General features: G+C 59.5%; 25 protein-coding genes and 1 tRNA gene. 13 read left to right on the top strand and 13 right to left on the bottom strand.

Annotated features, from left to right (window positions below):
- Positions 1-86: 86 nt before the first annotated feature.
- Complete coding sequence (locus tag FW756_RS07680; RefSeq protein WP_446429563.1) at positions 87-1388, top strand: DUF445 domain-containing protein; 1302 nt, start codon at positions 87-89, stop codon at positions 1386-1388.
- On the opposite strand, the gene FW756_RS07675 is transcribed toward FW756_RS07680, so the two are convergent.
- A complete protein-coding gene (locus FW756_RS07675; RefSeq protein ID WP_446429562.1) occupies positions 1389-2033 on the bottom strand; it encodes a hypothetical protein in 645 nt (214 codons plus the stop codon).
- A 172-nt stretch (positions 2034-2205) separates the two neighbouring features.
- On the opposite strand from FW756_RS07675, the gene FW756_RS07670 reads away from it, so the two are divergent.
- On the top strand, positions 2206-2394 hold the full coding sequence (locus FW756_RS07670; protein WP_446429561.1) for a DUF3073 domain-containing protein: 189 nt from the start codon (positions 2206-2208) through the stop codon (positions 2392-2394).
- A gap of 234 nt (positions 2395-2628) precedes the next feature.
- Here the strand turns inward: FW756_RS07670 and FW756_RS07665 are convergent, their stop codons facing one another.
- The 3 genes from FW756_RS07665 to FW756_RS07655 form a co-directional block, all read right to left on the bottom strand.
- Complete coding sequence (locus FW756_RS07665) at positions 2629-3372, bottom strand: phosphoglyceromutase (RefSeq protein ID WP_446429560.1); 744 nt, start codon at positions 3370-3372, stop codon at positions 2629-2631.
- A 17-nt stretch (positions 3373-3389) separates the two neighbouring features.
- Complete coding sequence (ygfZ, locus tag FW756_RS07660; RefSeq protein WP_446429559.1) at positions 3390-4517, bottom strand: CAF17-like 4Fe-4S cluster assembly/insertion protein YgfZ; 1128 nt, start codon at positions 4515-4517, stop codon at positions 3390-3392.
- Positions 4518-4721: 204 nt separating this feature from the next.
- Positions 4722-5015: a hypothetical protein gene (locus tag FW756_RS07655; protein WP_446429558.1), complete on the bottom strand. Its 294-nt coding sequence runs from the start codon at positions 5013-5015 to the stop codon at positions 4722-4724.
- Between the two features lie 121 nt (positions 5016-5136).
- On the opposite strand from FW756_RS07655, the gene mshD reads away from it, so the two are divergent.
- The 7 genes from mshD (at position 5137) to pstB (ending at position 13424) form a co-directional block, all read left to right on the top strand.
- Positions 5137-6045 (top strand): mycothiol synthase, encoded by a 909-nt coding sequence (mshD, locus tag FW756_RS07650; protein ID WP_446429557.1) that lies wholly within the window; start codon positions 5137-5139, stop codon positions 6043-6045.
- 11 nt (positions 6046-6056) lie between these two features.
- On the top strand, positions 6057-8183 hold the full coding sequence (locus tag FW756_RS07645; protein ID WP_446429556.1) for an RNA degradosome polyphosphate kinase: 2127 nt from the start codon (positions 6057-6059) through the stop codon (positions 8181-8183).
- On the top strand, positions 8180-9133 hold the full coding sequence (locus FW756_RS07640) for an NUDIX hydrolase (RefSeq protein ID WP_446429555.1): 954 nt from the start codon (positions 8180-8182) through the stop codon (positions 9131-9133). The genes FW756_RS07645 and FW756_RS07640 overlap by 4 nt, the downstream gene beginning before the upstream one ends.
- Positions 9134-9353: 220 nt before the next feature.
- Entirely contained in the window at positions 9354-10445 is a 1092-nt protein-coding gene (gene pstS / locus FW756_RS07635; RefSeq protein WP_446429554.1) for a phosphate ABC transporter substrate-binding protein PstS, read from the top strand.
- A gap of 143 nt (positions 10446-10588) precedes the next feature.
- On the top strand, positions 10589-11527 hold the full coding sequence (gene pstC, locus FW756_RS07630) for a phosphate ABC transporter permease subunit PstC (protein ID WP_446429553.1): 939 nt from the start codon (positions 10589-10591) through the stop codon (positions 11525-11527).
- 2 nt (positions 11528-11529) lie between these two features.
- Positions 11530-12609 (top strand): phosphate ABC transporter permease PstA, encoded by a 1080-nt coding sequence (gene pstA / locus FW756_RS07625; RefSeq protein WP_446429552.1) that lies wholly within the window; start codon positions 11530-11532, stop codon positions 12607-12609.
- A gap of 35 nt (positions 12610-12644) precedes the next feature.
- Complete coding sequence (gene pstB, locus FW756_RS07620; protein WP_446429551.1) at positions 12645-13424, top strand: phosphate ABC transporter ATP-binding protein PstB; 780 nt, start codon at positions 12645-12647, stop codon at positions 13422-13424.
- 252 nt (positions 13425-13676) lie between these two features.
- Here pstB and FW756_RS07615 read toward each other — a convergent pair whose 3' ends face one another.
- The 3 genes from FW756_RS07615 to FW756_RS07605 all read right to left on the bottom strand — a co-directional run bounded on the left by FW756_RS07615 (position 13677) and on the right by FW756_RS07605 (position 16460).
- Positions 13677-14306 (bottom strand): hypothetical protein, encoded by a 630-nt coding sequence (locus FW756_RS07615; protein WP_446429550.1) that lies wholly within the window; start codon positions 14304-14306, stop codon positions 13677-13679.
- A gap of 331 nt (positions 14307-14637) precedes the next feature.
- Positions 14638-15273, bottom strand: coding sequence for a hypothetical protein (locus FW756_RS07610; protein ID WP_446429549.1), 636 nt, complete (start codon positions 15271-15273; stop codon positions 14638-14640).
- The gene (locus tag FW756_RS07605) at positions 15216-16460 is read right to left on the bottom strand and encodes a hypothetical protein (RefSeq protein ID WP_446429548.1); all 1245 of its coding nucleotides are present in this window, start codon (positions 16458-16460) and stop codon (positions 15216-15218) included. Before FW756_RS07605 ends, FW756_RS07610 begins: the two co-directional genes overlap by 58 nt.
- A 294-nt stretch (positions 16461-16754) precedes the next feature.
- Between FW756_RS07605 and FW756_RS07600 the strand changes: the two genes are divergently transcribed.
- Positions 16755-16830, top strand: a tRNA-Lys gene (locus FW756_RS07600).
- Between the two features lie 114 nt (positions 16831-16944).
- On the opposite strand, the gene FW756_RS07595 is transcribed toward FW756_RS07600, so the two are convergent.
- The 6 genes from FW756_RS07595 to FW756_RS07570 form a co-directional block, all read right to left on the bottom strand.
- The gene (locus FW756_RS07595) at positions 16945-18009 is read right to left on the bottom strand and encodes a C45 family autoproteolytic acyltransferase/hydolase (protein ID WP_446429547.1); all 1065 of its coding nucleotides are present in this window, start codon (positions 18007-18009) and stop codon (positions 16945-16947) included.
- Between the two features lie 136 nt (positions 18010-18145).
- A complete protein-coding gene (locus tag FW756_RS07590; protein ID WP_446429546.1) occupies positions 18146-18985 on the bottom strand; it encodes an ABC transporter ATP-binding protein in 840 nt (279 codons plus the stop codon).
- Positions 18982-19830, bottom strand: coding sequence for an ABC transporter ATP-binding protein (locus FW756_RS07585; RefSeq protein ID WP_446429545.1), 849 nt, complete (start codon positions 19828-19830; stop codon positions 18982-18984). The genes FW756_RS07590 and FW756_RS07585 overlap by 4 nt, the downstream gene beginning before the upstream one ends.
- Entirely contained in the window at positions 19830-20765 is a 936-nt protein-coding gene (locus FW756_RS07580) for an ABC transporter permease (protein WP_446429544.1), read from the bottom strand. The genes FW756_RS07585 and FW756_RS07580 overlap by 1 nt, the downstream gene beginning before the upstream one ends.
- Entirely contained in the window at positions 20762-21709 is a 948-nt protein-coding gene (locus tag FW756_RS07575) for an ABC transporter permease (RefSeq protein WP_446429543.1), read from the bottom strand. Before FW756_RS07575 ends, FW756_RS07580 begins: the two co-directional genes overlap by 4 nt.
- 30 nt (positions 21710-21739) lie before the next feature.
- Positions 21740-23383: an ABC transporter substrate-binding protein gene (locus FW756_RS07570; RefSeq protein ID WP_446429542.1), complete on the bottom strand. Its 1644-nt coding sequence runs from the start codon at positions 23381-23383 to the stop codon at positions 21740-21742.
- A 234-nt stretch (positions 23384-23617) separates the two neighbouring features.
- Here FW756_RS07570 and FW756_RS07565 point away from each other — a divergent pair, with 234 nt between their 5' ends.
- The 3 genes from FW756_RS07565 (at position 23618) to FW756_RS07555 (ending at position 26003) form a co-directional block, all read left to right on the top strand.
- Positions 23618-24640 (top strand): LacI family DNA-binding transcriptional regulator, encoded by a 1023-nt coding sequence (locus tag FW756_RS07565; RefSeq protein ID WP_446429541.1) that lies wholly within the window; start codon positions 23618-23620, stop codon positions 24638-24640.
- Positions 24604-24792: a hypothetical protein gene (locus tag FW756_RS07560; protein ID WP_446429671.1), complete on the top strand. Its 189-nt coding sequence runs from the start codon at positions 24604-24606 to the stop codon at positions 24790-24792. Before FW756_RS07565 ends, FW756_RS07560 begins: the two co-directional genes overlap by 37 nt.
- Positions 24793-24881: 89 nt before the next feature.
- Positions 24882-26003: an FAD-dependent oxidoreductase gene (locus FW756_RS07555; RefSeq protein WP_446429540.1), complete on the top strand. Its 1122-nt coding sequence runs from the start codon at positions 24882-24884 to the stop codon at positions 26001-26003.
- The last annotated feature ends 41 nt before the right edge of the window (positions 26004-26044 follow it).

The following is a 26044-nucleotide window of genomic DNA, read 5'->3' as shown; positions in this document are numbered from 1 at the left end:
GATACAGACCGCCACCCTTGACAGGTGCAATAGCGCGGCACGGGCAATACGGTGCAAGGAATCTTCAACAAGCGATAATGATGTGCATGACTGGCCGTCGCTTACGCCGAACTCTCGGCGCTGTCACACCCGCTGACTTCGATCGATTGCACGCGCTCAGGCGAATGCAGTGGATCGCGATCGGACTGCTGTGCTTCATGGCGGTGCTCTTCGTTGTCTCCTTCTCGCTTGAGGCGCGTTACCCATGGCTGTCATACGTCCGGGCGGCAAGCGAGGGTGGCATGGTCGGCGCACTCGCAGACTGGTTCGCGGTCACCGCGCTTTTCCGGTATCCGCTGGGAATCAAGATCCCGCATACGAACATCATTTCTGAGCGCAAAGACGAAATTGGCGAGGGCCTCGGATCCTTCATCGAAGAGAACTTCCTCGCCGACGACGTCATCGACACCAAGCTCGCAGACATCAGCGGTAGTCGCATCGCGGCCGAGTGGCTCTCTGATCCCCAGCACGCGGATCGCGCAGCCGCACTTACCGCCGACGGACTTGCCGCGATACTCAACGTTTTCGATGATCGCGATGTGCAAGGGTTGCTTGAGTCGCTCGTGCGGAACAACCTCATCGAGCCAGACTGGTCGCCTACCATCGGCCGCGCAACCGCGGCATTTGTTGCAGGTGGACATCATGAGGCGGTTGTGAGCATCGCTGCGGACCGCTTTGAACAGTGGCTCACTGAGCACCCGCACGTTTTTGACAACCTGGTATCAGCTCAGCTTCCCGCATGGGTGCCAAGCATCGTGAGCGGTTTCGTCGACAGCAAGCTTCACGCAGAGGCCGTGAAGTTCGCGCACAATCTAGCGACAGATCTCGATCATCCGTTCCGCGCAACCATTGGCGATTTCATCACCACCCTCAGCGCGGATCTACAGACCAAACCGGCTCTTCAGCTACAGGTCGAATCGCTCAAGGCCGAGATCTTCGATAGTCCACGTGTTCGTGCCCTCGCAGAGCACACGTGGGACATGGTGCGATCCGCGCTCCTTGAGATGCTGGCGGATCCTGCAAGCGATCTCCGTCGGCACATTTCAGCCGCCTTCACCCAACTCGGCACCCGCCTGGATAACGATGTGGTGTTGAGCAGCAAGATTGATTCCTGGCTTGTCACTGGCGCGACTCACCTCGTACGGAAGTATCGCCACGACCTTTCTCAGGTGGTTGTCGATACGGTCGAGCGCTGGGATGCGCGGGAAGCCGCGGAGAAGATCGAATTACAGGTCGGCAAGGACCTACAATTCATTCGCATCAACGGCACCGTGATCGGCGCGCTCGCGGGGCTCGCGATCTACTCTCTTGCGACGCTGGTGATTGCGCCGCTCACCTACGCTGGCTAGCTACTTCGCGTAGCCGTAGGGCAGCAGAATGTCTTGGACGCGGTCGCTCGCAGCAGTGTGATCGGCGCGGGTTGTGACTGCGCAACGATCCACGGTGCAGTCAACGCCCTCTGACTTGGCTTCTGGTACCGTCAGCACGACTTCAAACGTCCCAGCCGTGGTGTCGAGGTATGAATGTGTCGCGAAGCTCTTCCAGGCCCAGTCACTTGTCACCCAAGCGCTCGCGAGCGGATCCTCGGCATCGACTTCGCCGTCCATCGCTCCCTCAGGCAGGCCGCCAAGGCACGGCCCTGGCTTGATATCCGGGCTGCTCGGGATTGCACAGAATCCGACATATATGCCGATCCCGGCATCGAAGCCAGAGCCAGTCACCACAATCTTCTGGCCGGGTTTCAGCGCGGCCATGTCGAGCTCGTCTCCGGTCGCGCTTCGAACCTCGACCGTGCGGTTACGGTCGTCCTCGCCACGCGCGGAATCCCGACTTACATAAGAATCCGGAACAACCTGTCCGGAAGAGCCAGCACTCTGGTGAGTGAAGATCGGAATCACGATCACTGCGACCACGCCAAGCACAACGACTGCAATTACCAGCAGTGAAATAAGCAGCGCCCGCAATGTAGGGCGTCGGCGCGAAGCGGTAGTCATGCCTCAATCGTAATGCTCAGGTGAAGATAACCGAAGACGCAGTTTCTGCTCACCTTGGGCGATAGGAGTGTGCTGAATCGCGTGCTAGAATCTGCCCTATACGTCTATATTGCATGGGTTTTGCCTCGCGGAACGAGAGTTCGCGGGGCCTGAGTTGGTAAGGGGGTCACGCATGGGGCGCGGCCGTCAAAAGGCAAAGCACACCAAGGTCGCTCGGGAGCTGAAGTATTTCAGCCCGGAGACGAACTATTCGGCGCTCGAGCGCGAGCTCGCGACGAAGTCTTCTGCGGAGTCCGAGGAAGACATGTGGGCCGAATACGCCGACAAGTATGACATCGAAGACGAAGAGGACGAGAACTAGCTCTCTCCGCTTTGCTCTGGTCACGATCAAGTGACCGCGCAAATTCGACGCCATCACCACCCCCGATGGCGTCTTTTGCGTGCCTGCAATCAGGCACCTCGCCGCGATGCGCAGTGGCTCGCGTCTTTGCGTGTCAATCCAATGCATGCACCCTCATACGCAAAGGAGGGGAACCCCGACTGGGACTCCCCTCCTGCTGCTGCGACCAGGCCGCAGACCGTCAGCGCTGAGCGCTTACTTCTTGCCCTGTGCTGCGACCGCTGCCGCACCAGCTGCTGCAGCTTCCGGATCGAGGTAACGGCCCTTGCCAGTTGGGGTGCCGTCTTCATTGATCTCATACACGAGCGGCATGCCGGTCGGGATGTTGAGCGATGCAATGTCTTCGTCTGAAATGCCCTCGAGGTGCTTCACGAGTGCGCGAAGCGAGTTGCCGTGCGCAGTGACGAGTACGGTCTTGCCCGAGTTGAGCTCAGGAAGAATCTCACCTTCCCAGTAGGGAACCAGGCGAGTGATGACGTCCTGCAGGCACTCAGTGTTGGGACGTTCACCATCGATGCCGACGTAGCGCGGATCATTCGCCTGCGACCACTCGCTTGCGTCATCGAGTGCGGGCGGCGGGGTGTCGAACGAACGACGCCACTCCATGAACTGATCCTCGCCGTACTTTTCGAGAGTCTCAGCTTTGTCGAGGCCCTGCAGTGCACCGTAGTGACGCTCGTTCAGACGCCACGAGCGCTTGACCGGGATCCACAGGCGATCAGCGTTGTCGAGCGCAAGGTTCGAAGTCTGAATCGCACGGCTCAGCAGCGAGGTGAAAAGCACGTCGGGCAGCACGCCTGCCTCAGCAAGGAGCTTGCCTGCAGCAGCTGCCTCGCCCTTGCCCTTCTCGGTGAGGCGGCAATCCACCCAACCGGTGAAGAGGTTCTTTTCGTTCCATTCGCTCTGGCCGTGGCGGAGCAGAATCAGGGTATTGGTCATGGTTCCAGTCTATTCAGTCAGATTCGTTTGAGCTTTGGAATGTTGGCGGTTGCGCCCGCGTCTGCAGGCACGATGACCTCAGGGTTTGCGGCAATCGTTTCACCGCTGTCTTCGAGGCGAACCTCAAGACCGGCATCTTCGGGGATGCCTCGTTTTACCAAGGCGAGAGCAATCGGCCCCCATTCGTAATGGTTTGCGGCGCGCGTGATCCGCCCCACTGGCCGAGCATCGTCTGCAGCGGACTCGCCAGCACGGTAGACGAGGGCGCCTGCCGCTGGCAGTTCGCCAGCGGAGCCATCGAGATGCAACATGACGAGCCGTCGTGGCGGGTGCCCCAGATTGTGCACCTTTGCAACGGTCTCTTGCCCGCGATAGCACCCCTTATTGAGATGGACCGCGGTGCGGAGCCAATCAAACTCGTGAGGGATCGCGCGCTCATCAACTTCACTCGCAAAGTTCGGACGCCACGCACGAATCTCGAGCGGATCAAGCGCCATCGTGCCAGCTACCGATATCTCATCAGCGTCCACCAACGCAGAAATACGCGCAAGTTCAGTGCGCGGGAAGATGAACTGCACGAATGACCATCGCTCACCCGGATGGTCACCACGTGCGTACTGCACACCGCCGCGTTGCAGCGAAGCCCAAGGGTCCCGCCACTCAACGGCTGCGCTTCCAAGCTGACGCAACTGACCGACCGCGCCTTCTGATGCTTCGACAGTGTCAAATGCGCCAATAGCCGCATACTCTTCGGTCACATTTGTGACCTCGACGCGCAGCGCAAACCGCATACGCATCAGAAAGTTCATGAGTCCGTCGCCTGCCGCAGCGTCAACGGTTAACCATGCGGTCTCACCGTCGTCGACCAGCCGGATTGCCTGTTGGATCCGACCGTTTGGGTCAAGCAACAACGTTTCGACGCTCTCGCCTGGCTGGAGGCCGAGCAGATGCTGCGATGTAAACGAGTGCAACCAGCTCAGGCGATCCGCGCCACTCACGGTCACGATCGCTTGATCAGAAAGATCGACAATGGCTCGCCCAGACTCGAGCGAGCGCTGCTCTGGCAGCGGGGAACCGTAGTGCGCAGCAATCGTGCGGTCACCGAGCGCAATAGCGCCCGGTAGGTTCAACAAAGGACTACTCACCGGATTGACCTCCGAGCTCAGAACGATTCAGGGGCCGCAGCAAATATGCGTTGGTTAGCGCTGGCCTTTGAAAAGCTTGTAAATGACCGTGCCGGAAACCCAAGCAATAGCCAACGACGCCAAGCCAAGCAGGCCGAGGAAAAAGAGTTCAAGCGCGAGAAGCATGATCCCAGTGTACTCCTTTAATTCACAAAATGTTCGGGTCTAGATGCGGCCGATGAGCGTACCGATGCCGTCAACGCCCGCAGTAATCAGCACGCAACCGGCAATACTGAACGCCAAACGCGTAATGAAACCGTGTTTTTGGGCCGTTCCAAGCTGCAGCGCAAAGGTCACAAGCGAACCAAGACCGATGGCAAATACGAGCCAGGCGAAACGGCTCTCCTCAGGCGAGAAGACCAACACCATGACACCGAACACAGCTGCGACAGCCCAGGCGGTGATGAGCCGACCGATATGCCACGGATGCGGTTCTGATGCCTCGACGGATTCGCTCATGCGTCCCATCTTCGCACACGCCCCACAAACAGTCATCACACAAGTGCCCACCCTGAATTGTCAGTGGTCCCCCGTAAGATCATGAGCACCAAAGGTTCACACACCTGAAGGAGGAGCACCGATGTTCACACTTACCGTCGTTTCGCAGAAAGACCTCGCTTCGGGTGTGCGCACTGCTCGTTCGATTGCCGCGACCGCCGAAGCTTTCGACGGTGCACCACCGGTCTCTGACCAGGCCTTCATTGCGGCATCGTCAGGCGCTCGAGAGCTCTTCATGGCGAACGAAGTGGGCGCAGGCGCGATCGGGTTTGGCATCCTTGGCGAGAGGGAGATCGATGTCGTGGTGCTCCCTGAGCAACGTAGACACGGTGTCGGCACCGCATTGGCCAATGGCATGTTGACCGGCGTTCGAGGCCCGGTCCGCGCATGGGTGCATGGGTCGCAGCCTGATGCCGAGCAGATCCTGTCGGCGAAGGGGTTCTCCCCCGTTCGCACGCTGCTGCGTATGACACTCGATCCATTGGCGCTTCCCGCAACGTTCCCGCTCATGCCTGCTGGCGTAAGGGTCCGCACACTTGATCCCTCATCTGCATCCGATGTCACGAACTGGGTCGATGTCAACGCTGCAGCATTTGCTTCGCACCCCGAGCAGGGCCGCATCACGGTCGCAGATTTCGAACGTATGACGGCCGAAGACTGGTTTGATCAGGCTGAGCTCTTTGTGCTCGAAACAGACGACATTACGGGCTTTGCGGGCTACGGCTGGGTGAAGACAATACGTAACGACCAGGGCAGCGCGCCTGACACCGAGCTCTATGCGCTGGGTGTCTCACCTGAAGCAGCGGGCCGCGGTTTTGGCAGGCTGCTCCTCTCGCAGACGCTCGCCCAAATGAGTACTCACCACCCGGCTTCGGTATCGCTCTATGTTGACGGTGAGAACACGCGCGCGGTCGATCTCTACGAGCGTCACGGCTTTACTGTGGCGGCGCGTTCCGCACAATGGCTGCGCCCTGAGACCAACAAACTGTAAGAATGGAAACCATGAGCGACGCTACGCCCACCATTGCCGGTTTCGACGAGCCATTGCCCGCTGATCGATACATCGATCGCGAGCTGAGCTGGCTTGCGTTTAATCAGCGCGTGCTTGAGCTTGCAGAGGACCCCTCGGTTCCGCTTCTCGAACGTGCCAACTTCCTCGCAATCTTTGCCTCCAACCTTGATGAGTTCTTCATGGTTCGCGTCGCTGGTTTGAAGCGTCGTATCGTCACCGGCCTGGCGGTGCCCACCAACGTCGGCCGCGCACCGACAGAGGTTCTTGCCGACATTATTCAGACTGCCTATGACCTGCAGAAGCGTCATGCCCGCTGTTACTCCGAGGTCGTCAAGCCCGGGCTCGCTGCTGAGGGCGTGCGGATCGTCGACTGGCAGAGTCTCGACTCGGCCGACCGCGAAGTTCTCACTGAGTACTACGAGCAGCACATTTACCCCGTGCTCATGCCCCTCGCTGTTGACCCTGCGCACCCGTTCCCTTACATTTCGGGACGTGCGCTCAACCTGTCGATCCGGGTCTTCAACCCGCGCAATGACAAGGTCGAGTTTGCACGCCTGAAGGTCCCGCAGATGATTCCTCGCTATGTACGCGTTGACCGCCGCGAGACCGAAGATAACGTCCGCTTCATCCCGCTTGAGGCGCTCATTGCGAACCAGCTCGACGGCCTCTTCCCGGGAATGCAGGTCATTGACCATCACGTCTTCCGTGTGACACGCAACGAAGATGTTGAGATCGAAGAAGACGAGACCGAGAACCTCATCCAGGCGCTCGAGAAAGAGCTTCTGCGTCGCCGCTTTGGCCCACCCATTCGTCTTGAGATCTCTGACGATATGGACGAAGCAACGCTTGATCTCCTCAAGCGAGAGTTCGACATTGATCCTGAGCAGGTATATGTGTTGCCTGCACCGCTCGATCTCTCTGGCCTGTTCGCACTGACGAGCATTCCCCGCCCGGACCTGAAGTTCACGCCGCACATTCCGGTGACACATCCGAAGTTCCGCACGAGCTCGCCAAGTGAGAAGCCCGATACCTTCGCTGCGATTGCGCGCCGCGAAGTACTGGTGCATCACCCCTACGAGTCGTTCGCAACGAGTGTGCAGGCGTTCATCGAGCAGGCAGCAACCGACCCAGATGTGCTGGCGATCAAGCAGACGCTCTACCGCACCTCAGGTGACAGCCCCATTGTGGCCTCACTCATCAAGGCGGCAGAGGCAGGCAAGCAGGTACTTGCCCTCGTCGAGGTCAAGGCGCGATTCGATGAAGAAGCAAACATCACCTGGGCACGCAAGCTTGAACAAGCCGGCGTGCATGTCGTCTATGGCATCGTGGGGCTCAAAACCCACTGCAAGCTCGTACACGTTATTCGCGAAGAGGCCGGCAAGCTCACGCACTACTGCCACATCGGCACGGGTAACTACAACCCAAAGACCAGCCGCATTTACGAAGACTTCGGACTCTTCACGTCATCGCCTGAAGTCGGCCGTGACGTGACCAAGCTCTTCAACGTGCTCTCAGGCTACGCAATCGAGACCGACTACAACCGGTTGCTCGTCGCACCGTTGCAGCTGCGTGCGGGGCTGCTTGAACGTATCGAACGTGAGACCGAAAACGCACGTGCCGGCCTTCCGAGCGGAATCAAGTTCAAGGCAAACTCGATGGTCGATGAGCAGATCATTGACGCGCTCTACCGCGCGAGCCAGGCTGGAGTGCCAATCGAAGTTTGGATCCGCGGCATTTGCTCGATCCGCGCGGGTGTTCCTGGCCTCTCCGAGAACATTCAGGTTCGCTCTGTGCTCGGTCGTTACCTCGAACACTCACGTATCTACGCCTTTGAGAACAACGGCGACCGTGAAGTGTATATCGGTAGTGCCGACCTCATGCACCGCAACCTTGATCGTCGCATTGAGGTACTCGTTCGAATTACTGAACGAGAGCATCTCGCCCGTATCGACCGATTCTTCGAGTTCGCATTCAGCGACGATGTCTCATCGTGGCGACTCCTGTCTGACGGCACCTGGGAGCGTCGCGTGGTCAACAGCTCTGGCGAGCTGCTTCCTGACCTTCAAGACCTGGTCATGATTGACCGTACGGAGGCACGCGACCGGAGAAATCGTTGAGCAAGTCACTCTTCGCAGCCGGTACTGTGTGCTGGCGCCGCGTGACAGATGAACGCGGTGCCGAACAACTCATGGTGCTCCTCATCCACCGCACCAAGCAGCGCGACATTTCGTTTCCCAAAGGCAAACTCGACGCTGGCGAAAGCATGCCGCAGGCTGCAGTGCGAGAGACCCTTGAAGAGACTGGCTTACAGGTCAGCCTCGGCGTGAACCTCGGCACCATCCATTACCCGCTGTCCAACAAGAACGTGAAGACGGTGCAGTACTGGGCAGCAGAGGTCACGGATGCGGCGGTGTCAGCATCGAAGTTCCGTCCGAATAGTGAGGTTGAAGCCCTCGAGTGGCTCCCCGCCGATGAGGTCGCTGACCGACTCACCTACGCGGCAGACCGAGACCTGTACAGCGTCTTCACGAAGCTCGTCGAACGCAACGCCTTCGACACTTTCTCAGTCATCCTGCTGCGTCACGCCAAGGCTGAGCCGCGCAGTGACGTGTATCCCACTGACCATTTGCGTCCCCTTGCTGCGGCTGGCGAAGAGCAGGCAGAAAAGCTCGTCCCGATCTTGCTGCCGTTTGCACCCCGCCGCATCATCTCTTCCACCGCGGCTCGCTGCATGCAGACCGTTTCGCCTCTTGCAGAGCTCCTCGGCAAGCGCGTCAGGAAGAAAGACAGTCTGAGCCAAGACACGTGGGAAAGCGGCGATCTCACAGGCCTGCGCACCGTCATCGGCAAGACCGTACGCAAGACTCGCAACACGCTGATCTGCACCCATCGCCCAGTGTTACCAGATGCTGTCCGTGAGCTGGCACTCGCTACCGGCAGTCTCCCGGGAAGCTACCTCCAAGAAGCGGCCGATCTGCCGCCCGGCGCTTTTTCAATCTTTCACTTTTCCAAACAGAATCCCGGCGCTGGGATACTCAGCGTCGAAACCTACCCCGTGAAGTTGTAACGCAGCGTTGTTCTAGCCAAAAGTTGTCACGAGAGTTGTCAACAGAAGTTGTACTGCTCTGATGCTCGAATTGTGCGTCCGGTTCACAGTTTCACCACTTTCGTTCACCCGCTGTTCACTTAGTGGCATCCCGCAGGTCACACAGGCTTCCTACCGTAGAGATGTGGCCAATTCCGGTCGCACCAAATCACGATACTTCTCAAGACGGGATGAATCTACGGTGAAGCTTTCAGCTCTGACCAAGGCCGCAATTGTCAGCGGCGCCGCTGCACTCGCACTTACCTCATGCGCGGCAAATGAATCCGGTTCGACCGCTCCCGCCGAGTCGAACTTGTCGGGCGAGATCATCGGTGCAGGCGCATCGTCGCAGGGATCCGCTCAGGAAGGTTGGATCGCAGCCTTCCAGACCGCCAACTCAGGCGTCACGGTGAACTACGATCCGACCGGCTCGGGCGCAGGCCGCGAGACCTTCCAGCAGGGCGCATCGTCGTTCGCTGGCTCGGACCGCGCGTTCAAGACCGACGAGATCGCAGCAGGCCCCTTCAACGCTTGCGCACCTGATTCGGGCATCGTTGAGTTCCCGGCGTACATCTCGCCGATCGCACTCATCTTCAACCTCGACGGCGTTGACTCGCTCAAGCTCGACGCTTCGACCGTCGCAAAGATCTTCTCGGGTTCGATCACCAAGTGGAACGACCCGGCAATCGTCGGCCAGAACCCCGGTGTCACCCTGCCTGATGCGAACATCAGCGCAGTTCACCGCTCGGACAAGTCGGGTACCACCGGCAACTTCACCGAGTACCTCGAGGCAGCAGCACCCGCTGACTGGACCGCAGGCTCGATCGAAGAGTGGCCCACCGAGCTCGGTGGCGAAGGCGCACAGGGCACCTCGGGTGTCGTTGACGCAGTCACCAACGGTGTTGGCACCATCGGCTACGCAGACGCATCGCGTGCTGGCGATCTTGGCACCGTCGAGATCAAGGTTGGCGACGAGTACGTTGCATACAGCCCCGAGGCTGCAGCAGCAATCGTCGACGCATCGCCTGTTGAAGAGGGCCGCACCGACCACGACATCGCGATCAAGCTTGACCGCACCTCGTCAGAGGCAGGCGTCTACCCGATCGTTCTCGTCAGCTACCTCGTTGGTTGCGAGAAGTACGCAGAGCCCGCAAACGCAGAGCTCGTGAAGTCGTACTTCAGCTACATCGTGAGCGAGCAGGGCCAGAAGGACGCAGAGACGTCTTCGGGCAGCGCTCCGATCACCGAAGAGCTTCGCTCGAAGGTTCAGCCAGCGATCGACGCAATCAGCTAAATCGCTTCGCACCCAGAGTCGGGGATCCGCGTTCATATCTCGGCAACAACGCCATAGATAGCCTCTGAACACGGGTCTCCGACTTCCGTGCGATACGCTCCACTCACACTTTGATCAGCACATTTTCGAAGGGCACCCACCCAGTGACTGCCACTACCAAAGCGCCACGACCGGTCCTCAGCCGCGGCGACCGCGTGTTCTCACGATCCGCTGTCTTCGCAGGCAGCATGATTCTTGTCACTTTGGCTGCTGTAGCGATCTTCCTCATCGTGCAGAGCCTTCCGGCGTTCGTTGCCACTGACCAGACCGCGTCGCTCATCACGAGCAACTTCTGGTCGTACGTCGGCCCCCTTGTCTTTGGCACGATCTGGGCCGCAGCGCTTGCCCTCGCGATTGCGCTTCCCGTTGCAATCGGTATCGCGCTGTTCATCTCGCACTACGCGCCCCGCAAGCTCGCTTCGGTGCTCGGCTACATCGTCGATCTCCTCGCTGCGGTACCGAGCGTCGTGTACGGCCTCTGGGGCATTGGCGTTCTCGCTCCTGCGTTGCAGCCGGTCTACGCCTGGCTCAACGACAACCTGGGCTGGTTCCCGCTCTTTGGCGGTGTCGTAACCGGCACCGGTCGCACGATCCTCACCGCCGCTGTCGTTCTCGCCGTTATGATCCTTCCGATCATGACGGCTATCTGCCGTGAGGTCTTCCTCCAGGCGCCAAAGCTTCACGAAGAGGCTGCCCTGGCACTCGGTGCGACCCGCTGGGAGATGATCCGCCTTGCAGTGCTGCCTTTCGGCCGCTCTGGCATCGTCTCTGCCGCCATGCTCGGCCTCGGTCGCGCACTCGGCGAAACCATGGCAGTCGCAATGGTGCTCTCGGCTACGGGCATCGTCAGCTTCAAGCTCCTGACCTCCGAGAACCCTTCAACCATCGCAGCGAACATCGCGCTCACCTTCCCTGAGGCCTACGGCCAGAACGTGAACGTGCTGATTGCAACCGGTCTTATCCTCTTCATCGTGACCTTCCTCGTGAACGCCCTTGCGCGTTGGATCGTAAGCCGTCGCGCCGAGTTCAACGGAGCTAACTAACCATGGCAATCACCGTTCGTCCCGTCTCGCAGGGTTCGTCACTCGCGGGTAATCGCCTCTCCAAGCGCACCCCATGGATCACCCTGGCTGCGTCCTTCCTCGTTGCAACCGCGCTGTTTGCGCTGCTCGCAATGGCTGGCGGATCCTCCTTCTCACTCGTGGGTACCGCACTTGTCGGCGGCATCACGTACATGGTGGTCATCACCGTCCTCTCTGCATCAGTTGAGGGCAAGCGTCAGGCAAAAGATCGCTTCGTGACAGCTCTCGTCACGAGCGCGTTCATCGTCGCCATGGTGCCCCTGGTCTCAGTCTCAATCACGGTGATCTCGAATGGCATCGGCCGCATGGACGCTGAGTTCTTCAACTCCTCGATGCGTAACGTCACCGGCGAAGGTGGCGGCGCACTGCACGCAATGATCGGCACGCTGCTCATCACGCTTGCAGCGACCATCATTTCGGTTCCGCTTGGACTGCTCACCTCGATCTACCTCGTCGAGTACGGTCGTGGCAAGCTCGCCAAGATCATCACGTTCTTTGTTGACGTCATGACTGGTATTCCCTCGATCGTTGCTGGCTTGTTCGCATATGCCCTCTTCGCGCTCTTCCTCGGGCCTGGCGTGCGCATGGGAATCATCGGTGCAGTCGCGCTCTCAGTGCTCATGATCCCGGTCGTTGTGCGATCGAGTGAAGAGATGCTCCGCCTCGTCCCCAACGAACTTCGCGAGGCCTCATACGCGCTTGGCGTTCCCAAGTGGCGCACCATCTTGAAGGTTGTACTTCCGACCTCGATCGCGGGTATCACGACCGGCGTCATGCTCTCGATCTCGCGAGTCATTGGTGAGACGGCGCCGCTCCTCATCACCGCAGGTTTCACCGCGTCGATGAACTACAACCTCTTCTCAGACCGCATGCAGTCGCTTCCGGTCTACGTGTACACGCAGTTCGCGAACCAGGGTAACCCCGCATGGGCGTTCCTCGAGCGCGCATGGGCTGCGGCCCTGCTGCTCATCCTCATCGTGATGGCGCTCAACCTGCTTGCCCGCCTGATTGCGCGATACTTCTCGCCGTCATTCGGCCGCTAATCTTCCACCGACTCCCTGAAACGAAAGACAACACCATGTCGAAGCGCATCGAGGTTTCAGACCTCAACGTCTACTACTCGAAGTTCCTCGCTGTTGAAGGCGTGACGATGAACATCGAGCCCCGCAGCGTGACTGCGTTCATTGGACCCTCGGGCTGTGGCAAGTCCACCTTCCTCCGCACGCTCAACCGCATGCACGAGGCAATCCCCGGCGCACGCGTCGAAGGTGAGGTGCTGCTCGATGGTGAAGATCTGTACGGCGCAGGCGTCGATCCCGTGCTCGTTCGCCGCCAGGTGGGCATGGTCTTCCAGCGTCCGAACCCGTTCCCGACGATGTCGATCCGCGAAAACGTACTCGCGGGCGTCAACCTCAATAACCGTAAGATCTCGCGTACCGATGCAGACGACCTCGTCGAAAAGTCGCTGCAGGGTGCCAACCTCTGGAACGAGGTGAAGGACCGCCTCGACAAGCCTGGCTCAGGCCTCTCGGGTGGCCAGCAGCAGCGTCTCTGCATCGCCCGCGCGATCGCAGTTTCGCCCGAGGTGCTGCTCATGGATGAGCCTTGCTCGGCGCTCGATCCGATCTCGACCCTTGCAATCGAGGACCTCATCGATGACCTCAAGAAGGACTACACGATCGTGATCGTGACGCACAACATGCAGCAGGCATCACGCGTCTCAGACCGCACCGCGTTCTTCAACATCGCTGGCACCGGCAAGCCAGGCAAGCTCATCGAGTTCGATGACACCTCGAAGATCTTCTCGACGCCTTCGATCCAGGCAACCGAAGACTACGTCTCGGGCCGTTTCGGGTAACTCAACTCGAACAGTCACACGCGTATGGCGGCTCACACTCTTGGAGTTTGGGTCGCCGTTGGCGTATATATCCCCGTTGGTGTTTGGGCCAGAATTTGGCATAAAAAATACCAGACCGCAGAAACGCCTCTCGGCGGAAGGCCGCTCGAAGCGGCAAAAGTTGGAGCCCGGGGTTACTGCGGCCCGGCACCGTCTATTCTAGCGCGGCCACTCGGAGACGTCGCAGGGAGTTTGCACCGGGCGATCCGCTCACTACTCGAGCTCGCCGAAGCGCCACCGTTCGGCACCTGCCGCAAGTTCAGCGCCGATGGTCGCGTACCGAAGCGCGCGTGCTGTGAGAGCCGCAGCCTCGGTTGGGTTGTCAGTATCGCGGTCGTCAGCCAGATCTGCGGCGCCCATCGACATAATCTTCGCGTATGCCACCGCGCGATCAAGTGCATCGCCAAGGTCACCGACGAACGCACCACGCAAGATCAGGTCACACAGCTCAGTAATCGACGCGGGGGTCACCGGTTCGACTGCGCCGGCAACGGCAGTATCAATCGTGCCGATTCGCGCAGCTCCGCGGCGAAACAGCTCCGCAGTCATCTCAGCATCTGCAGCGACGACCCGGCGCAACAAGAAGAGTCGCCACAGCACGCCCGCGAGCGTATGTGTGCTCTGCGAAGACCACAGCTCGGCGAGATCACTGATCCCGTCACTAGCTGCGACCTGCAGTACCCGGTCTACCACCACGGGATCAGCGTGCTCCTGCACGCGATGCAACAGCGCCCACGATGAGTCATGTGCAAGCTGGTTCGCTCGTCCCGGATCGTCAGCTCCCACAACCCAGTTGAACGCATGGTTCGGTTGAATCATTGGCTTCTGAAATTCTCGGGTCACGCAGCTCCTCAGGGGTTCCGTGCTGCTCATCATCTGCGAGCAGCGGCGTCAAGCATAACCCGAACTTCTCGACCACGAGCTGGAGGGAAGCTGAACCTTTTGCCACACTCCTGTGGCCATGCTTCTGTGAGCGCAGTGGTCTTCGCGGGCTGACTACTTTCAGCCATCAAAAGTCGCGCCTGTTTCAGAAACAAAGAAGGGCCGGACACCACGACGTGTTTCCGGCCCTTCTTCTTACTGCTTAGATATTCGCGTCATCCTTCTTGTTCAAGAATCGACGTGCAACGAGCAGCGACCCACCAGCGAGCACCACGATGCCACCCAGTACTAGTCAGGCGGTCGGTCCCGTGGCAGCGCCGGTGTGCGCAAGGTTCCCTGGCTTGACCACTGCGGGCTTGACCGGCTCCGGCTTCACCGGATCAATCGGATCGACCGGATCTACCGGATCGACCAGATCTACCGGGTCGATCGGATCGATTGGTGCGTCCGGCTTCTTCCGCGGGTCAGCCTCAACTGCACCGATGTCAGGCTGCACCGCTTCACCGATCCATCCTGCCTGCGAACGCGCTGAGCCTCGCTGATCGAGCGTCAGCTCGGAAGGCTCAGCTGCATTGATCATCACAGACAGCCGTTCGGGCTTCTCACCAACGATCAGTCCAGGAACATGTACTGGAGTCGACCCACCAGCAAGCCCAAGCGCACCAAGTGCGAACTCTTTACTCGTCGCCACCACTCGTCCGTCACCGGCGGCGAGAGCCGCAGGGGCCGTCGTGTATGCGACGTGTGATTCCTTCAGGCTGAGGCCTGCGATGGATGCAGCCTGGAGGGGTTCTTGAGCAGTATCAAACGCTGTGTTCGTGAGCGAAACCTGAGCGTCCGCGAACGGCCCAGTGAAGGCAGCGCCAGCCCCTACAAAGGTGTCGTGCAAGAGCTCAACCGATCCACATTCAACATTACCGATCGACACAGCCGGCTGAGTTCCGGCTGAGTTCCGGTTGAGTTCGAGAACGTTGAGTTACGCACGGCGACTGAGGCCAAATCCGAACACAGCGGCGTTGGCTGCCCGCTCGCCGCTTCCAGATCGTACGAGAACACTGTAGGGAGCGTCATCTCGCTTCCCCCAACACCAGAGTCATTGGTGTTATTAACGAACGTATTTCCAGTGACGTCGACCAGGGTACCTGTGAGCGAACCAGACACCTCAACGTTGATATCTGGGAGCCTGAGTCCACCGGCTTCTTGGCCATGATTTCCGTCAAAGAGGGAATCACGGACGGTGACGAACGGCTCAGAGAGCTGTTCCCCCGGCTGCTCCTCGTCCAGCCGCACACCAAAAACACTCATCCCGGCAGTTGCATCATCGCCCGACCCGTTTCTCAGGAATTGAGAGTTTTCAACAGTGGCTGTCGCATGCTTGCCCGGAGTACCAGCAATCGTCGAATCAATAGCTAAGCCCGTGCCTGCGTTGTCTTCAAACGTTGAACCACGCACGAGGACATTCGTTTCCGAGTCCTCGTTCACGAGGTAGAGTCCTGCTTCGCCACCTTCCCGGGTGTTCGCAAAACGACTTCCGATTACCTCAATGTTGGTGAGCGCATCATCAGCCGGGACTACCGTAAGACCGCTCGTCCGAAAACCGACAAACTCAGAGTCGTAAACGCCAACGGTGCTCACGCCTTGGCTGAGCTGCACTCCGGCCATCTCTGGCTCAAGGGCCTCAAAAGTCATATTCTCAATGTGCACGGGATCAGAGAATTCGAGATTGTCGCCTCGCCACTCAGAAGTCAGCAGCGCGCTCGCGTCTTCATTAATTGCGCGGATCGTCGCACCCTTTTCGCCCTCACCGATAAGGCGCACTCCGCCAACAAAAGGAATGTCTCCGGAGGATTCAATCACGAGCCCCTCAGCCACGAGAATCTCGGTGATGCCGCCGTCGTGCTCAGCCTGTTCAAACGCCCAACGCAATGATCCTTCGTCTTCGGAGTCATCGGCGAGAGTGACTCGAAGCGTCTGCTGAGCTGCATTTGCGCACAAGGGCACAGCGGTTGCGGAACAGCCTGCACGGTCTTCTACAGCCTGCGCTGTTGCAGGAACCATGCCTGCAACGAGTAGCCCAAGCACAAGACCGCCCCCGGCCAGTGTTTTCGCCTTCACACTTCTCCCCTTTGTTACTTGTGCAGCGCGACAGATTTGTCACACACGTGTGTCATAGAAAAAGCTACATACACATTTATCCTGACACCAGGTAAAAAATGCCCAACTCATGGAATTTCCAAAGCCGTCGTATGCGTTCAGTATTGACCGCATAAACGGACATGCAGCCCGGAGGAAAACACCAACGAAATCGGCTCGAATGTGCTGCGAATACGTCCGCCTATTGCCTTGCCACACTCACCCACAGTCACCGTCAAAATTTCGCACTCGGATTCCGATATACTTTCCAACGTTGCCCCTGTAGCTCAGTTGGTAGAGCAAAGGACTTTTAATCCTTGGGTCCACGGTTCGAGCCCGTGCGGGGGCACCACGACTTCACCAGCGATCAGACGGTCAACTTTCAATGCAGAAAGGGGCACCGCGCGAACCAACGCATGGTACCCCTCCAGCCACAAGTGAGGACTCCCCCTCACCCAGGTACGCGCTACACGCTCAGCACGCGCCACTCGCCGGTTTCTGCGTCAGTAGGCATGCCGTCGAGCACGCGAATCTCGCGGTGCACAGGATCGGTGATCACTGTCGCAAGTGTCGCCCAGCGTTCGCCATACTGCTTCGACATGTCGGCAACGCACGTCAGCGGTGGCTGTGTTGAATCGGTAAGCAGCACACGCACCATCTCTGCAAGGTCAGTCGGGGCGCCAGCAGCAAGACGTTCGCGCACGAGTGCGAGGCGTGCAGATGAGTCGGGTTCGTACACTTCACTCTTCTGTTCGGCCAACGGGGTTTCGTGCTGGAAGTGATTCGTGCGCTGCACCGATCCACCAACCGCCTCGATCACGAACACACCCACTGGGCTGATATCGAGCGTGACCGACTGATCCGCATCGATGAGGGTAAACGCAGACGACGAAGCAATGGGTGCCGCGCGAACGAATGCAATTGCTTCCTCAACAGTCGCACACGATGACAGCACCGCCCGCGAGAGCACGTGCATGGGAACCCCGTCAGGGCCGTCTGCAGCATGGCCCAAGATATTGAAGTGCAGCGCAAGACCTGCCTCGTTGACGCCGATCTTTGAGACGATTCCCTGCTCGGTGAGACCGGCAAACCGGTAACCGGGACCAGTCACAGTGTGCGTGTGCCAGAACTCATCAAGTTCAACGTGCCAGTCCCAGGTCTGTACCCCGTACGGCGTGCCATCAATCGTCGCGCTAAAGGTCGAGCATTCGTGTGATGCGGATCGGCCAAGGGCAATCAGTTCAGTGCGCGCATTCAGGGCTGTCACCTGTTCGAGGGTCACCCCCGCGCCGGCTGCGATACCTGACATCTCTTCGACGAGCTCTGGCTTCCATTCACCAAGCGCGGTGAGTACGCGGCGCACCCCGTCGCGCTCCATCTCGGCAGTGATACCCAGCAGCCTGAAGAGTTCGGCATACTTCGCGTATGCACCAGCAAGCGTTGCGCGCAGCGCTTCACCGCGAGCTGTACCCACCGCATGATGGGTTGCTCCCGCAATATCGAGGTGCAGGCGTGCTGCTTCGTGGCTCATGATGTCCTTCATTTCTTATGTCAGTAGTGAGAGAGGGCGTCGCTGAACACCGGTAGGGCCGGTCCGGCCTCCGGTTCGCGGTGTTCAGCGCAGAGAAAGTGTTCCCGGGCCGCATGAGCGACGCGGGCAAGCGTCCCTAGGCGCTAGCTTCTTCGGCCTGCAACATTGCGGCCCGCAAACTGCGTTGCGGCTTCCATCCAGGCCTCGGCGCGGATGCAATCAGGAGCTGCGTGTACGGCTCTTGCGGATCGTCCAGAACTTCCCCAACGGTGCCTCGCTCGATGATCTTTCCGCTCCGCATCACGACCACGTCATCTGCGATGTCGCGGACGACCGAGAGGTCATGCGTGATGAAGAGATACGAAAGTCCGTGATCGGCGCGCAAACGCTTAAGCAAATCAAGCACCTGCGCCTGCACTGAAACGTCGAGTGCAGAGACAGCTTCGTCGAGCACGATGATCTGCGGTTCTGCGGCGAGCGCTCGCGCAATTGCCACGCGCTGCTTCTGCCCACCAGAAAGCGCAGACGGTTTTGCATCGGCATGCCGCTCAGTGAGACCAACCTCGGCAAAGAGCTCAAGTACGCGAGCCCTTCGTCCGGCACGGTCAAGGTCTGGTCGGTGCGCACGCAGCATTTCATCGATAGTTGCGCTCACCGGGAGCGATCGGTTGAGCGATCCCTGTGGATCTTGGAAGACCATCTGCACGAGTTTTGCGCGCTTACGAAGCTCGCGTCGAGCGGTCGTAGGCGAGACGGCTCCACCCGCGATCTTGACCGAACCCGAGTCTGCCGATTCGAGGCCGACAATCACACGAGCAAGCGTCGACTTGCCTGAGCCAGATTCGCCAACAACGGCAAGGCAGGTACCTGCGCGGAGGGTGCAGGAGACATCGTCAAGCGCAGCGACGCTTGAGGTTCGACTCAGGTGGAAGGTGCGTGCCAGGTGCTCGACCTCAATGATCGGTTCGTTCGTCATGAGCGGGCCTCCCCCGGGGCACGAGTGTCAGTCTGTGTGGTTTCGGGCTGCGGTCCGTCTTCGGGGTACAGCATCGGACGTGCAGCCATGAGCGCACGGGTGTATTCGGTCTTCGGGTTGTCTCGGATTTCTTCGGGAGTGCCGATCTCGAGAATCTCGCCGTCACGCATCACCGCGAGCCGGTCGCAAACCGCAGCGGCAAGATCAAGATCATGCGTCACGAAGATCATTGACATGCCGTGCTCACGACGCTTTTCGTCGAGGATCGCAACGACTTCAGCTTGCGTCGTCACATCGAGTGCGGTCGTCGGTTCGTCGGCGAGCAGCAGCTTCGGCTGACCTGACATCGCACCCGCAATCACTACGCGCTGCAGCATGCCGCCCGAAAGCTCGTGCGGGTAAGAGCGCAGCACTCGATCGGTGTCGGTGATGCCTACCTCGCGCAGCAGCTGGGCTGCGCGTTCCTGGGCCTCTGCACGCGGCATTGAACGTGCGTCGCTCATTCCTTCGACGAGAAACTTCCCGACCGGAAGGACCGGGTTCAGTACACCGTGCGGATTCTGTGCAATGAGCGCAAGATCGTTTGCGCGGATCCGCCGCAGCTCTTCGCCGCTTGACGACAAGAGGTCGGTACCGCCCAGCGAGATCTGACCCTCAACCCGAGCGCCAGCTGGTTCGATCCCAAGAATGCACTTCAGCGTCATCGACTTGCCCGAGCCGGATTCGCCGACCAAGCCGAGCGATTCGCCCTGTGCAAGGGCAAATGAGTTGCCGTGCAGGATCTCGGTTTCGCGTCCGGTCTCGGGATCGGTCACCGTCAGTACCAGGTCTGTAAGTTCGAGCATCATCGAGTCCTTCCTGCTGCTCGTCGGCCACCCAGCTGCTCGCCGACGTAACCAAATGCGGCGACGGTGAGCACGATTGCGAGACCCGCAAAGATGCTCTGCTCCCAGAAGCCCTGCTGGAGCGATGCCTGGCCGTTCGAGACCATGAGGCCCCAGTCAGGCTCGGGCGGCTGCACACCGAGGCCGAGGAATGAGAGCGCTGCGAGTTCGATCATCGCGTAGCCGAAGTTGATCGTCATGCCGGTAAGGATCTGGGTGCGCACGTTCGGCAAGATGTGCCGGACAGTAATAATGAAACCCGAAATGCCCTGGAGCTGCGCCGAGGTGACATAGGGCAGGTTCCGTTCGCGCAACGCGACCGAGCGGATCACGCGGGCTGAGTAGGGCGTGAAGCCAATGGCGAGTGCGATGGAAGCGGTCACGAGCGAAGGCCCAAAGATTGCGACCGCAAGGATTGCGAGCAGCATGTTTGGGAACGCGAAAAGAATGTCGAGCACGCGGCTGATGAGCGCGTCGACCTTGCCACCAAACCACACGGCGGTCAGCGCGAGGATGGTTGCGAGCACAGCCGTGATGATGATCACGAGGAATGGCCCGATGAGGCTCGTCCGTGCACCCCACATGATCCGCGAGAGAATGTCGCGCCCTGACTGGTCGGTGCCCAGCAGGTGCGTGAGACTCATGGGCTCGTGACGTGCGGTGATGCTGCCCTCATACGGATCGTAGGGTGCAAGCACCGGGGCAAGCAGTGCAGCAAGAATCACCAGCGCAATGATGCCGAGGCAGACGATTCCGACCGGACCGAGCCGCTTGGCCAGCACGCGCCAGCCGGTGACCGGAACATCGTTGCGATGTTTGCGGATCAGCTGCACCGCGACGGTGTCTTGCGTTGCAGTATTCGTTGTTGCTTGACGGGTGAATTTCGATTGAGTCATCGTGTGGCTCCCTTGCTCACGCGAACTCGCGGATCAATCACTGCATAGAGCAGGTCAACAATGAGGTTGATGATGCCGAAAGCAAGCACCATGATGAGCGCGATCGCCTGCACGACCGCGAAGTCTTTCTTCTGCACCGAGTTCACAAGCAGAGAGCCGATGCCATCAAGCGTGAACGCGTATTCGATGACAAACGCGCTTGCAAGCAAGCCAGCAATCTGCGTGCCGATGACGGTCGATACGGGGAGCATCGAGTTGCGGATCGTATGTCGCCACAAGACAAGTTGCTTTGGCACGCCTCGCGCAATTGCCATCACCACGTGTTCGGAGCCCTGTTCTTCACGCACCGCCGTTCGGGTGATACGTGACACCACCGAGATTCCGGGAAGCGCAAGCGCAAAAGCTGGCAATGTCAGGTGCCACAGCCTGTCAGTGAACCCTTCGCCTGACCCCGAGACCGGGAACCAACCAAGGTTTGAGGCAAAGAGGAACATGAGGATGAGCGCTGCGAAGAAGGTCGGCACCGCAAACCCGAGGTTTGAACCGAAAACGACGATCTTCTCGAAGACGCCAGATCGAGTCGCAGCGAGGACGCCGAGCCCGACGCCGAAGACCACGATCAGTACCGCGGCAAACGCTGCAAGGAACAGCGTCGTTGGAAGCCGCGACATGACGAGGGTGGAAACGTCTTGCTGGGTCACGAGTGAACGGCCGAGATCGCCGTGCAGTACGCCTGAGAACCAGTGCCAGTACCGCACGAGGAAGGGATCGTCGAGCCCATACTGTGCACGAATCGACGCGAGCACCTCAGGGCTCACGGTGCGTCCCTGCACGAGGAACTGCTCGGGGCTACCGGGAGCCAAATACATCCCGGAGAACACGATGAAGCTTGACACGATGAGCACTGCGATGAGCGCACCGAATCGTTGCAGTAGATAGATCATGGACGATCCCTTCCAGTGGGGATGGGTGAACTACTCGGCTGCGCCGAGATCAGCAGCCCACGGGTAGTAGAGGTAGACGAACGATGCGGGTGCACCGGTGATCGCCTCGTTCATGTACATACGAACCGAGAGGTCGTTGATCGGTACCCAAGGCTGTTCCTGCATGACGAGGGCCTCGGCCTCAACGGTGAGCTTCGCCTGTTCTGCGGGATCCGCCGCCGCGCGTGCCTGATCAATTGCCTCATCGATCGCGGGGTTCGAGAAGCCACCGTAGTTCTGCTCGCTACCGGTGTAGGCAACGTTGGCGAGGTGGGTGATGGGTGAGGGCGAGCTCAGGTAGTTCGTGGTGACGAAGCCATCAAAGCCCTTACGAGCCTCGGGGTCAGAGAAGAATGCACCAAACTGTGCCGAGGGTACGCCGACAGGTTCGAGGGTGAGACCCAGTTCCTTTGCACCGTTCGCCATCTCGTTGAGAATGTCAGCGTAGAAGCTACGCTCGCTCGGGTAGGCAATCTTGATGGGCTGCGAAAGATCAGCCTTGGCTTCCTTCAACTCGGCCTTTGCGGCCTCGACGTCGAAGCTCAGGTCAGGGAGCTTTTCGTCGCGCAACTCAGCGACATCCGGGTAGCGGTTCCAAGGACCCTGCGGCACGATCGAACGCGAAGGCTGGCCGGTTCCTTCGTAGACGGTGTCAGCAACGGCCTGGCGGTCGGTTGCGCGGGTCAGTGCGCGACGTACGGCGGCGTCACCGAATGCGCCATTGCCGGTCGAGATGATCGCCATGATCTGCATGCCTTCGCCGAAGTACATCGATCCGGTAGTGCTGCTCGCAAGCTCACCGAGCGCCGGGAGCGGAACGTCGTACGAACCCTGAATGTCACCGCTCTTCAGGCCGGTTGCGATTGCCGTGGGATCCACCACGAAGCCAATCTCAACTGCCTTCGCGTGTGCGCTCTTCTCAGCGTTCCAGTAGCTCTCGTTCTTCTTCAGGGTGATCGACTGCCCCTGCTTCCAGTCACCCGGGGTGTACGAGAAGGGTCCGGTGCACATGACACCTGCGCTCGGGTTGCCGTAGTCTGCTCCAGCCGCCTCGCGGTGTGCCTTTTCTACGACGGTGCCAAGACCGGTCGCAAGGCTCTGGTCGAGCACGGTGTTTGGCTCGCTGAGCTGCATGGTGATTTCCCAATCACCGGTCTTTTCGATGCTCGTGACCTTGTCGAAGCTTGAAGCCATGTAGCTTCCCTCGTCGGGGTCCAGGTGGCGCTGCAAGCTAAAGAGCACGTCTTCGGTGGTCATGGGGTTGCCATCCCAGAACTTCACGTCGTCACGAATGTCGAAGGTCCAGGTCTTGCCGCCATCCGACATTTCACCGCTCTTTGCGAGGTTCGGTGTGACCGTGAAGTCAGGCTGGAGCAGGAACATCGACTCACACACGTTCGACACGATCGTGTTCTCTGGATAGTTGAACGCCTTGATCGGGTCAAGCGAGGCAAGCTCGCCGTATGCCGAGTTCCAGGTGATCTTGTCCATCTCACCAACCGGTGCGGGAGTGGTCTGCAGCAGGTTGTCTTCTGCGCCGCCGCCTGCAGCCTCCGTGCCGCGCGAGCAGCCGGTGAGCGCGAGGCCAGCAACCGCAACAAGCGCGATTGTTGCGTGGATTTTCGTGTGCTTCACGAGGTTTCTCCTTATTCGAAGTTTCGTCATTGAATCTCTCGAAGTCGTGCGGTAGCTCGACGTTAAGACCCGAACAGGATCGTAACACCCAAATCGATTTTGTAAAATCGATTTGGTAACATCTCGGATAACACTTCGATAAACATCGATTGAGGTGAGACACAACGCGCGGATGCACAGGCCGCCGGGTAGGCTGACAGGGTGGAGCGCAAGGGTAAACCGACGATCAAAGACGTGGCGAAGGCCGCGGGCGTCTCTCCAACGACCGTGTCACACGCTCTCAATGGCAAGGGTGTCGTGAACCGCGAGACCGTTGCGCGGATCGAAGCGGCCGCTGCCGAGATCGGGTATCACGCCAACCCCATCGCGAGCAGCCTCCGCACCTCTAGCTTCAAGCTCATCGCGCTCATTTTTCGCCCACTCAACAACCTCGAGACCTACCTGCCAGAAGGCGTTGACTACTTCCTCCGTCTGACCGGCGCGGCCTCACTCGCAGCCATGGAGCAGGGGTATTCACTCATGCTCGTTGATGACCCCTCAAAGCCCGGGGCCTCACTAAGCACGCGCGCGGCAGATGCCTACATCGTGAGCGAGCCGTTCGACAACGACCCGATTCTCACGTTCCTCACTGACATGCACATCCCGTTTGTCACCGTCGGTGTCGACCTCTCCCGATCAGACGAGTTCCCGTCAATTGGTGGTGAAGAGGATGCACAGGCGCAGATTGCACTCGAACACCTCGTATCGGCAGGGGCACAACGAGTTGGCCTTGTCGTCGGCACCGACACCAACTCGTGGAACCAATTCTCAAAGACCGAATACGAGCAGTGGTGCGCAGCGCGTAGCCAGCAGCCGATGACATTCGCAGCCCCCGAACGTGACGGCGAGCTCGCAGGCCCGAGCATTCTCGATCACTTTTTCGGCACTACCGCCGCGGAACAGCACGATGCCATTACAACCGGCACCGCACCCGACGCGCTTTTCTGTCTCACGGGTCGTCACGCCGCGGGCGTGCAAGCGGAGGCCGCGCGCCGCGGGATCCGCATCCCAGAGGACCTCATGCTCATCGCGGCGTCTGGTTCGGTGCAAAATATGACCTCGCGGCCTGCAGTTTCCGTACTCGATCTCAAGCCGGAGGCGCTCGCTCGCCAAGCAGTCGAAGTCGCTATCGCGCTCGCCGAGGGACGTCCCTACGACGACTACATCGTTGCCGAGCCACCATCGCTCATCGCGCGGGAGTCGACACAGAGACGCTAGGTGTACGGCTGCACACTGATCTTGTCGCACGGGTGGAAGCTGCCGGTGGAGTACGTGCTGCTGCGCGAAATCCCTATTGGGATGAACATGGCGTGACCTTCCAAGACCCTGACGGCTACCTCCTCGTGCTCTCCACTCGCTCCTGGGAGTGAGATCTCAGCCGCGCTCCTGCCTCATCGTGAGTTACGTCGTGTGTACATAACGACAGACGATGTCAGTGGTCTCTGACACACTGGGCAGCATGACGCAGAACTTCGAACAGATCGTTATCGGTGGAGGCGCAATGGGTCTTGCGACCGCATGGCAGCTCGCTCAGCGCGGCGTTCGCACGCTGTTGCTTGAGCAGTTCGAGTTCGGTCATGATCTTGGCGCTTCGCACGGCGCTGCTCGCAACCTCAACAATGCGTATCTCGATGACAGCTACCTTGATCTCTATGACCTGTCGCTCTCGCTGTACCGCGAGCTAGAGTCAGCGAGCAGCACTAAATTGCTGACGATGGCTGGATTGGTGACGATGGGTCCAGATACGCGGATCACGCCTGTCTTCGAGAAGCTTTCAGCACGCGGCGCACCAGTCGAATGGCTTGATCCTGAAGAGGCCACACGTCGATGGCCAGGTATTCAGTTCGATGATCGCGTCTTGTTGAGCCATCAAGCCGGTCGTATCGCTTCAGCACAGGTACTCGAAGCGCTCCGCGACCAAGCAGTCGCATATGGCGCTGATCTTCGTGATGGCATGTGTGTCACCTCTGTGCAGCAGACAGCGGCAGGCGTTTCCGTCTCAGCGGTAGACACCTCCGGTGAGACGTTGAACTTTACCGCTGACGGCGCAGTGGTCACCGTTGGCGCTTGGACGACTAAGCTCCTGGGGACGCAAATTGCGCTCCCCCAGCTCACCGTTACTGAAGAACATCCGGCGCACTTCCAGCCCGCTGTCGCGTTCGCCGAGGCAGACTGGCCTTCGTTCAACCACCTCATTTCGGCGCATCCCGAGACCGGCACCGGCGATGTGTACGGCATGCTCACCCCCGGTGAGGGAGTGAAGGTCGGTTTTCACTGCACGGGTGACGAAGTAGATCCCGATGCTCGTGCTTTCCGCGGCAGCGAGCGTAACCGCGATGCCTTGCGTGCACACATCACCCGCTACTTCCCTGGACTTGACCCCAAATCGGCAACTGAGATCAGCTGCACCTATACGACCTCAGCAGAAGGCAACTTCATCCTCGATCGGCGCGGATCAATCACTTTCGGCGCCGGCTTCGCTGGCGAAGGCTTCAAGTTCGTCCCAGCAATCGGAAAGACACTGGCCGACATTGCGCTCGGCACTGGCTCGGCCGCAGCAGTGTTTCAGCTTCAGGGGTAACAAGCTGGTGCATTGAAGTATTGGCCGCGACTGTCACCCGA

Source organism: Leucobacter sp. 1207-22 (genome assembly GCF_052850455.1).
This window is presented reverse-complemented; position numbering and strand designations above follow the sequence as displayed.

Excerpts from the sequence above, each read along its gene's own strand:
- FW756_RS07680 (WP_446429563.1), top strand. The coding sequence starts at position 87 with ATGACTGGCCGTCGCTTACGCCGAACTCTCGGCGCTGTCACACCCGCT.
- FW756_RS07675 (WP_446429562.1), bottom strand. The coding sequence starts at position 2,033 with ATGACTACCGCTTCGCGCCGACGCCCTACATTGCGGGCGCTGCTTATT.
- FW756_RS07670 (WP_446429561.1), top strand. The coding sequence starts at position 2,206 with ATGGGGCGCGGCCGTCAAAAGGCAAAGCACACCAAGGTCGCTCGGGAG.
- FW756_RS07665 (WP_446429560.1), bottom strand. The coding sequence starts at position 3,372 with ATGACCAATACCCTGATTCTGCTCCGCCACGGCCAGAGCGAATGGAAC.
- FW756_RS07655 (WP_446429558.1), bottom strand. The coding sequence starts at position 5,015 with ATGAGCGAATCCGTCGAGGCATCAGAACCGCATCCGTGGCATATCGGT.
- mshD (WP_446429557.1), top strand. The coding sequence starts at position 5,137 with ATGTTCACACTTACCGTCGTTTCGCAGAAAGACCTCGCTTCGGGTGTG.
- FW756_RS07645 (WP_446429556.1), top strand. The coding sequence starts at position 6,057 with ATGAGCGACGCTACGCCCACCATTGCCGGTTTCGACGAGCCATTGCCC.
- pstA (WP_446429552.1), top strand. The coding sequence starts at position 11,530 with ATGGCAATCACCGTTCGTCCCGTCTCGCAGGGTTCGTCACTCGCGGGT.
- pstB (WP_446429551.1), top strand. The coding sequence starts at position 12,645 with ATGTCGAAGCGCATCGAGGTTTCAGACCTCAACGTCTACTACTCGAAG.
- FW756_RS07595 (WP_446429547.1), bottom strand. The coding sequence starts at position 18,009 with ATGAGCCACGAAGCAGCACGCCTGCACCTCGATATTGCGGGAGCAACC.
- FW756_RS07590 (WP_446429546.1), bottom strand. The coding sequence starts at position 18,985 with ATGACGAACGAACCGATCATTGAGGTCGAGCACCTGGCACGCACCTTC.
- FW756_RS07585 (WP_446429545.1), bottom strand. The coding sequence starts at position 19,830 with ATGCTCGAACTTACAGACCTGGTACTGACGGTGACCGATCCCGAGACC.
- FW756_RS07580 (WP_446429544.1), bottom strand. The coding sequence starts at position 20,765 with ATGACTCAATCGAAATTCACCCGTCAAGCAACAACGAATACTGCAACG.
- FW756_RS07575 (WP_446429543.1), bottom strand. The coding sequence starts at position 21,709 with ATGATCTATCTACTGCAACGATTCGGTGCGCTCATCGCAGTGCTCATC.
- FW756_RS07555 (WP_446429540.1), top strand. The coding sequence starts at position 24,882 with ATGACGCAGAACTTCGAACAGATCGTTATCGGTGGAGGCGCAATGGGT.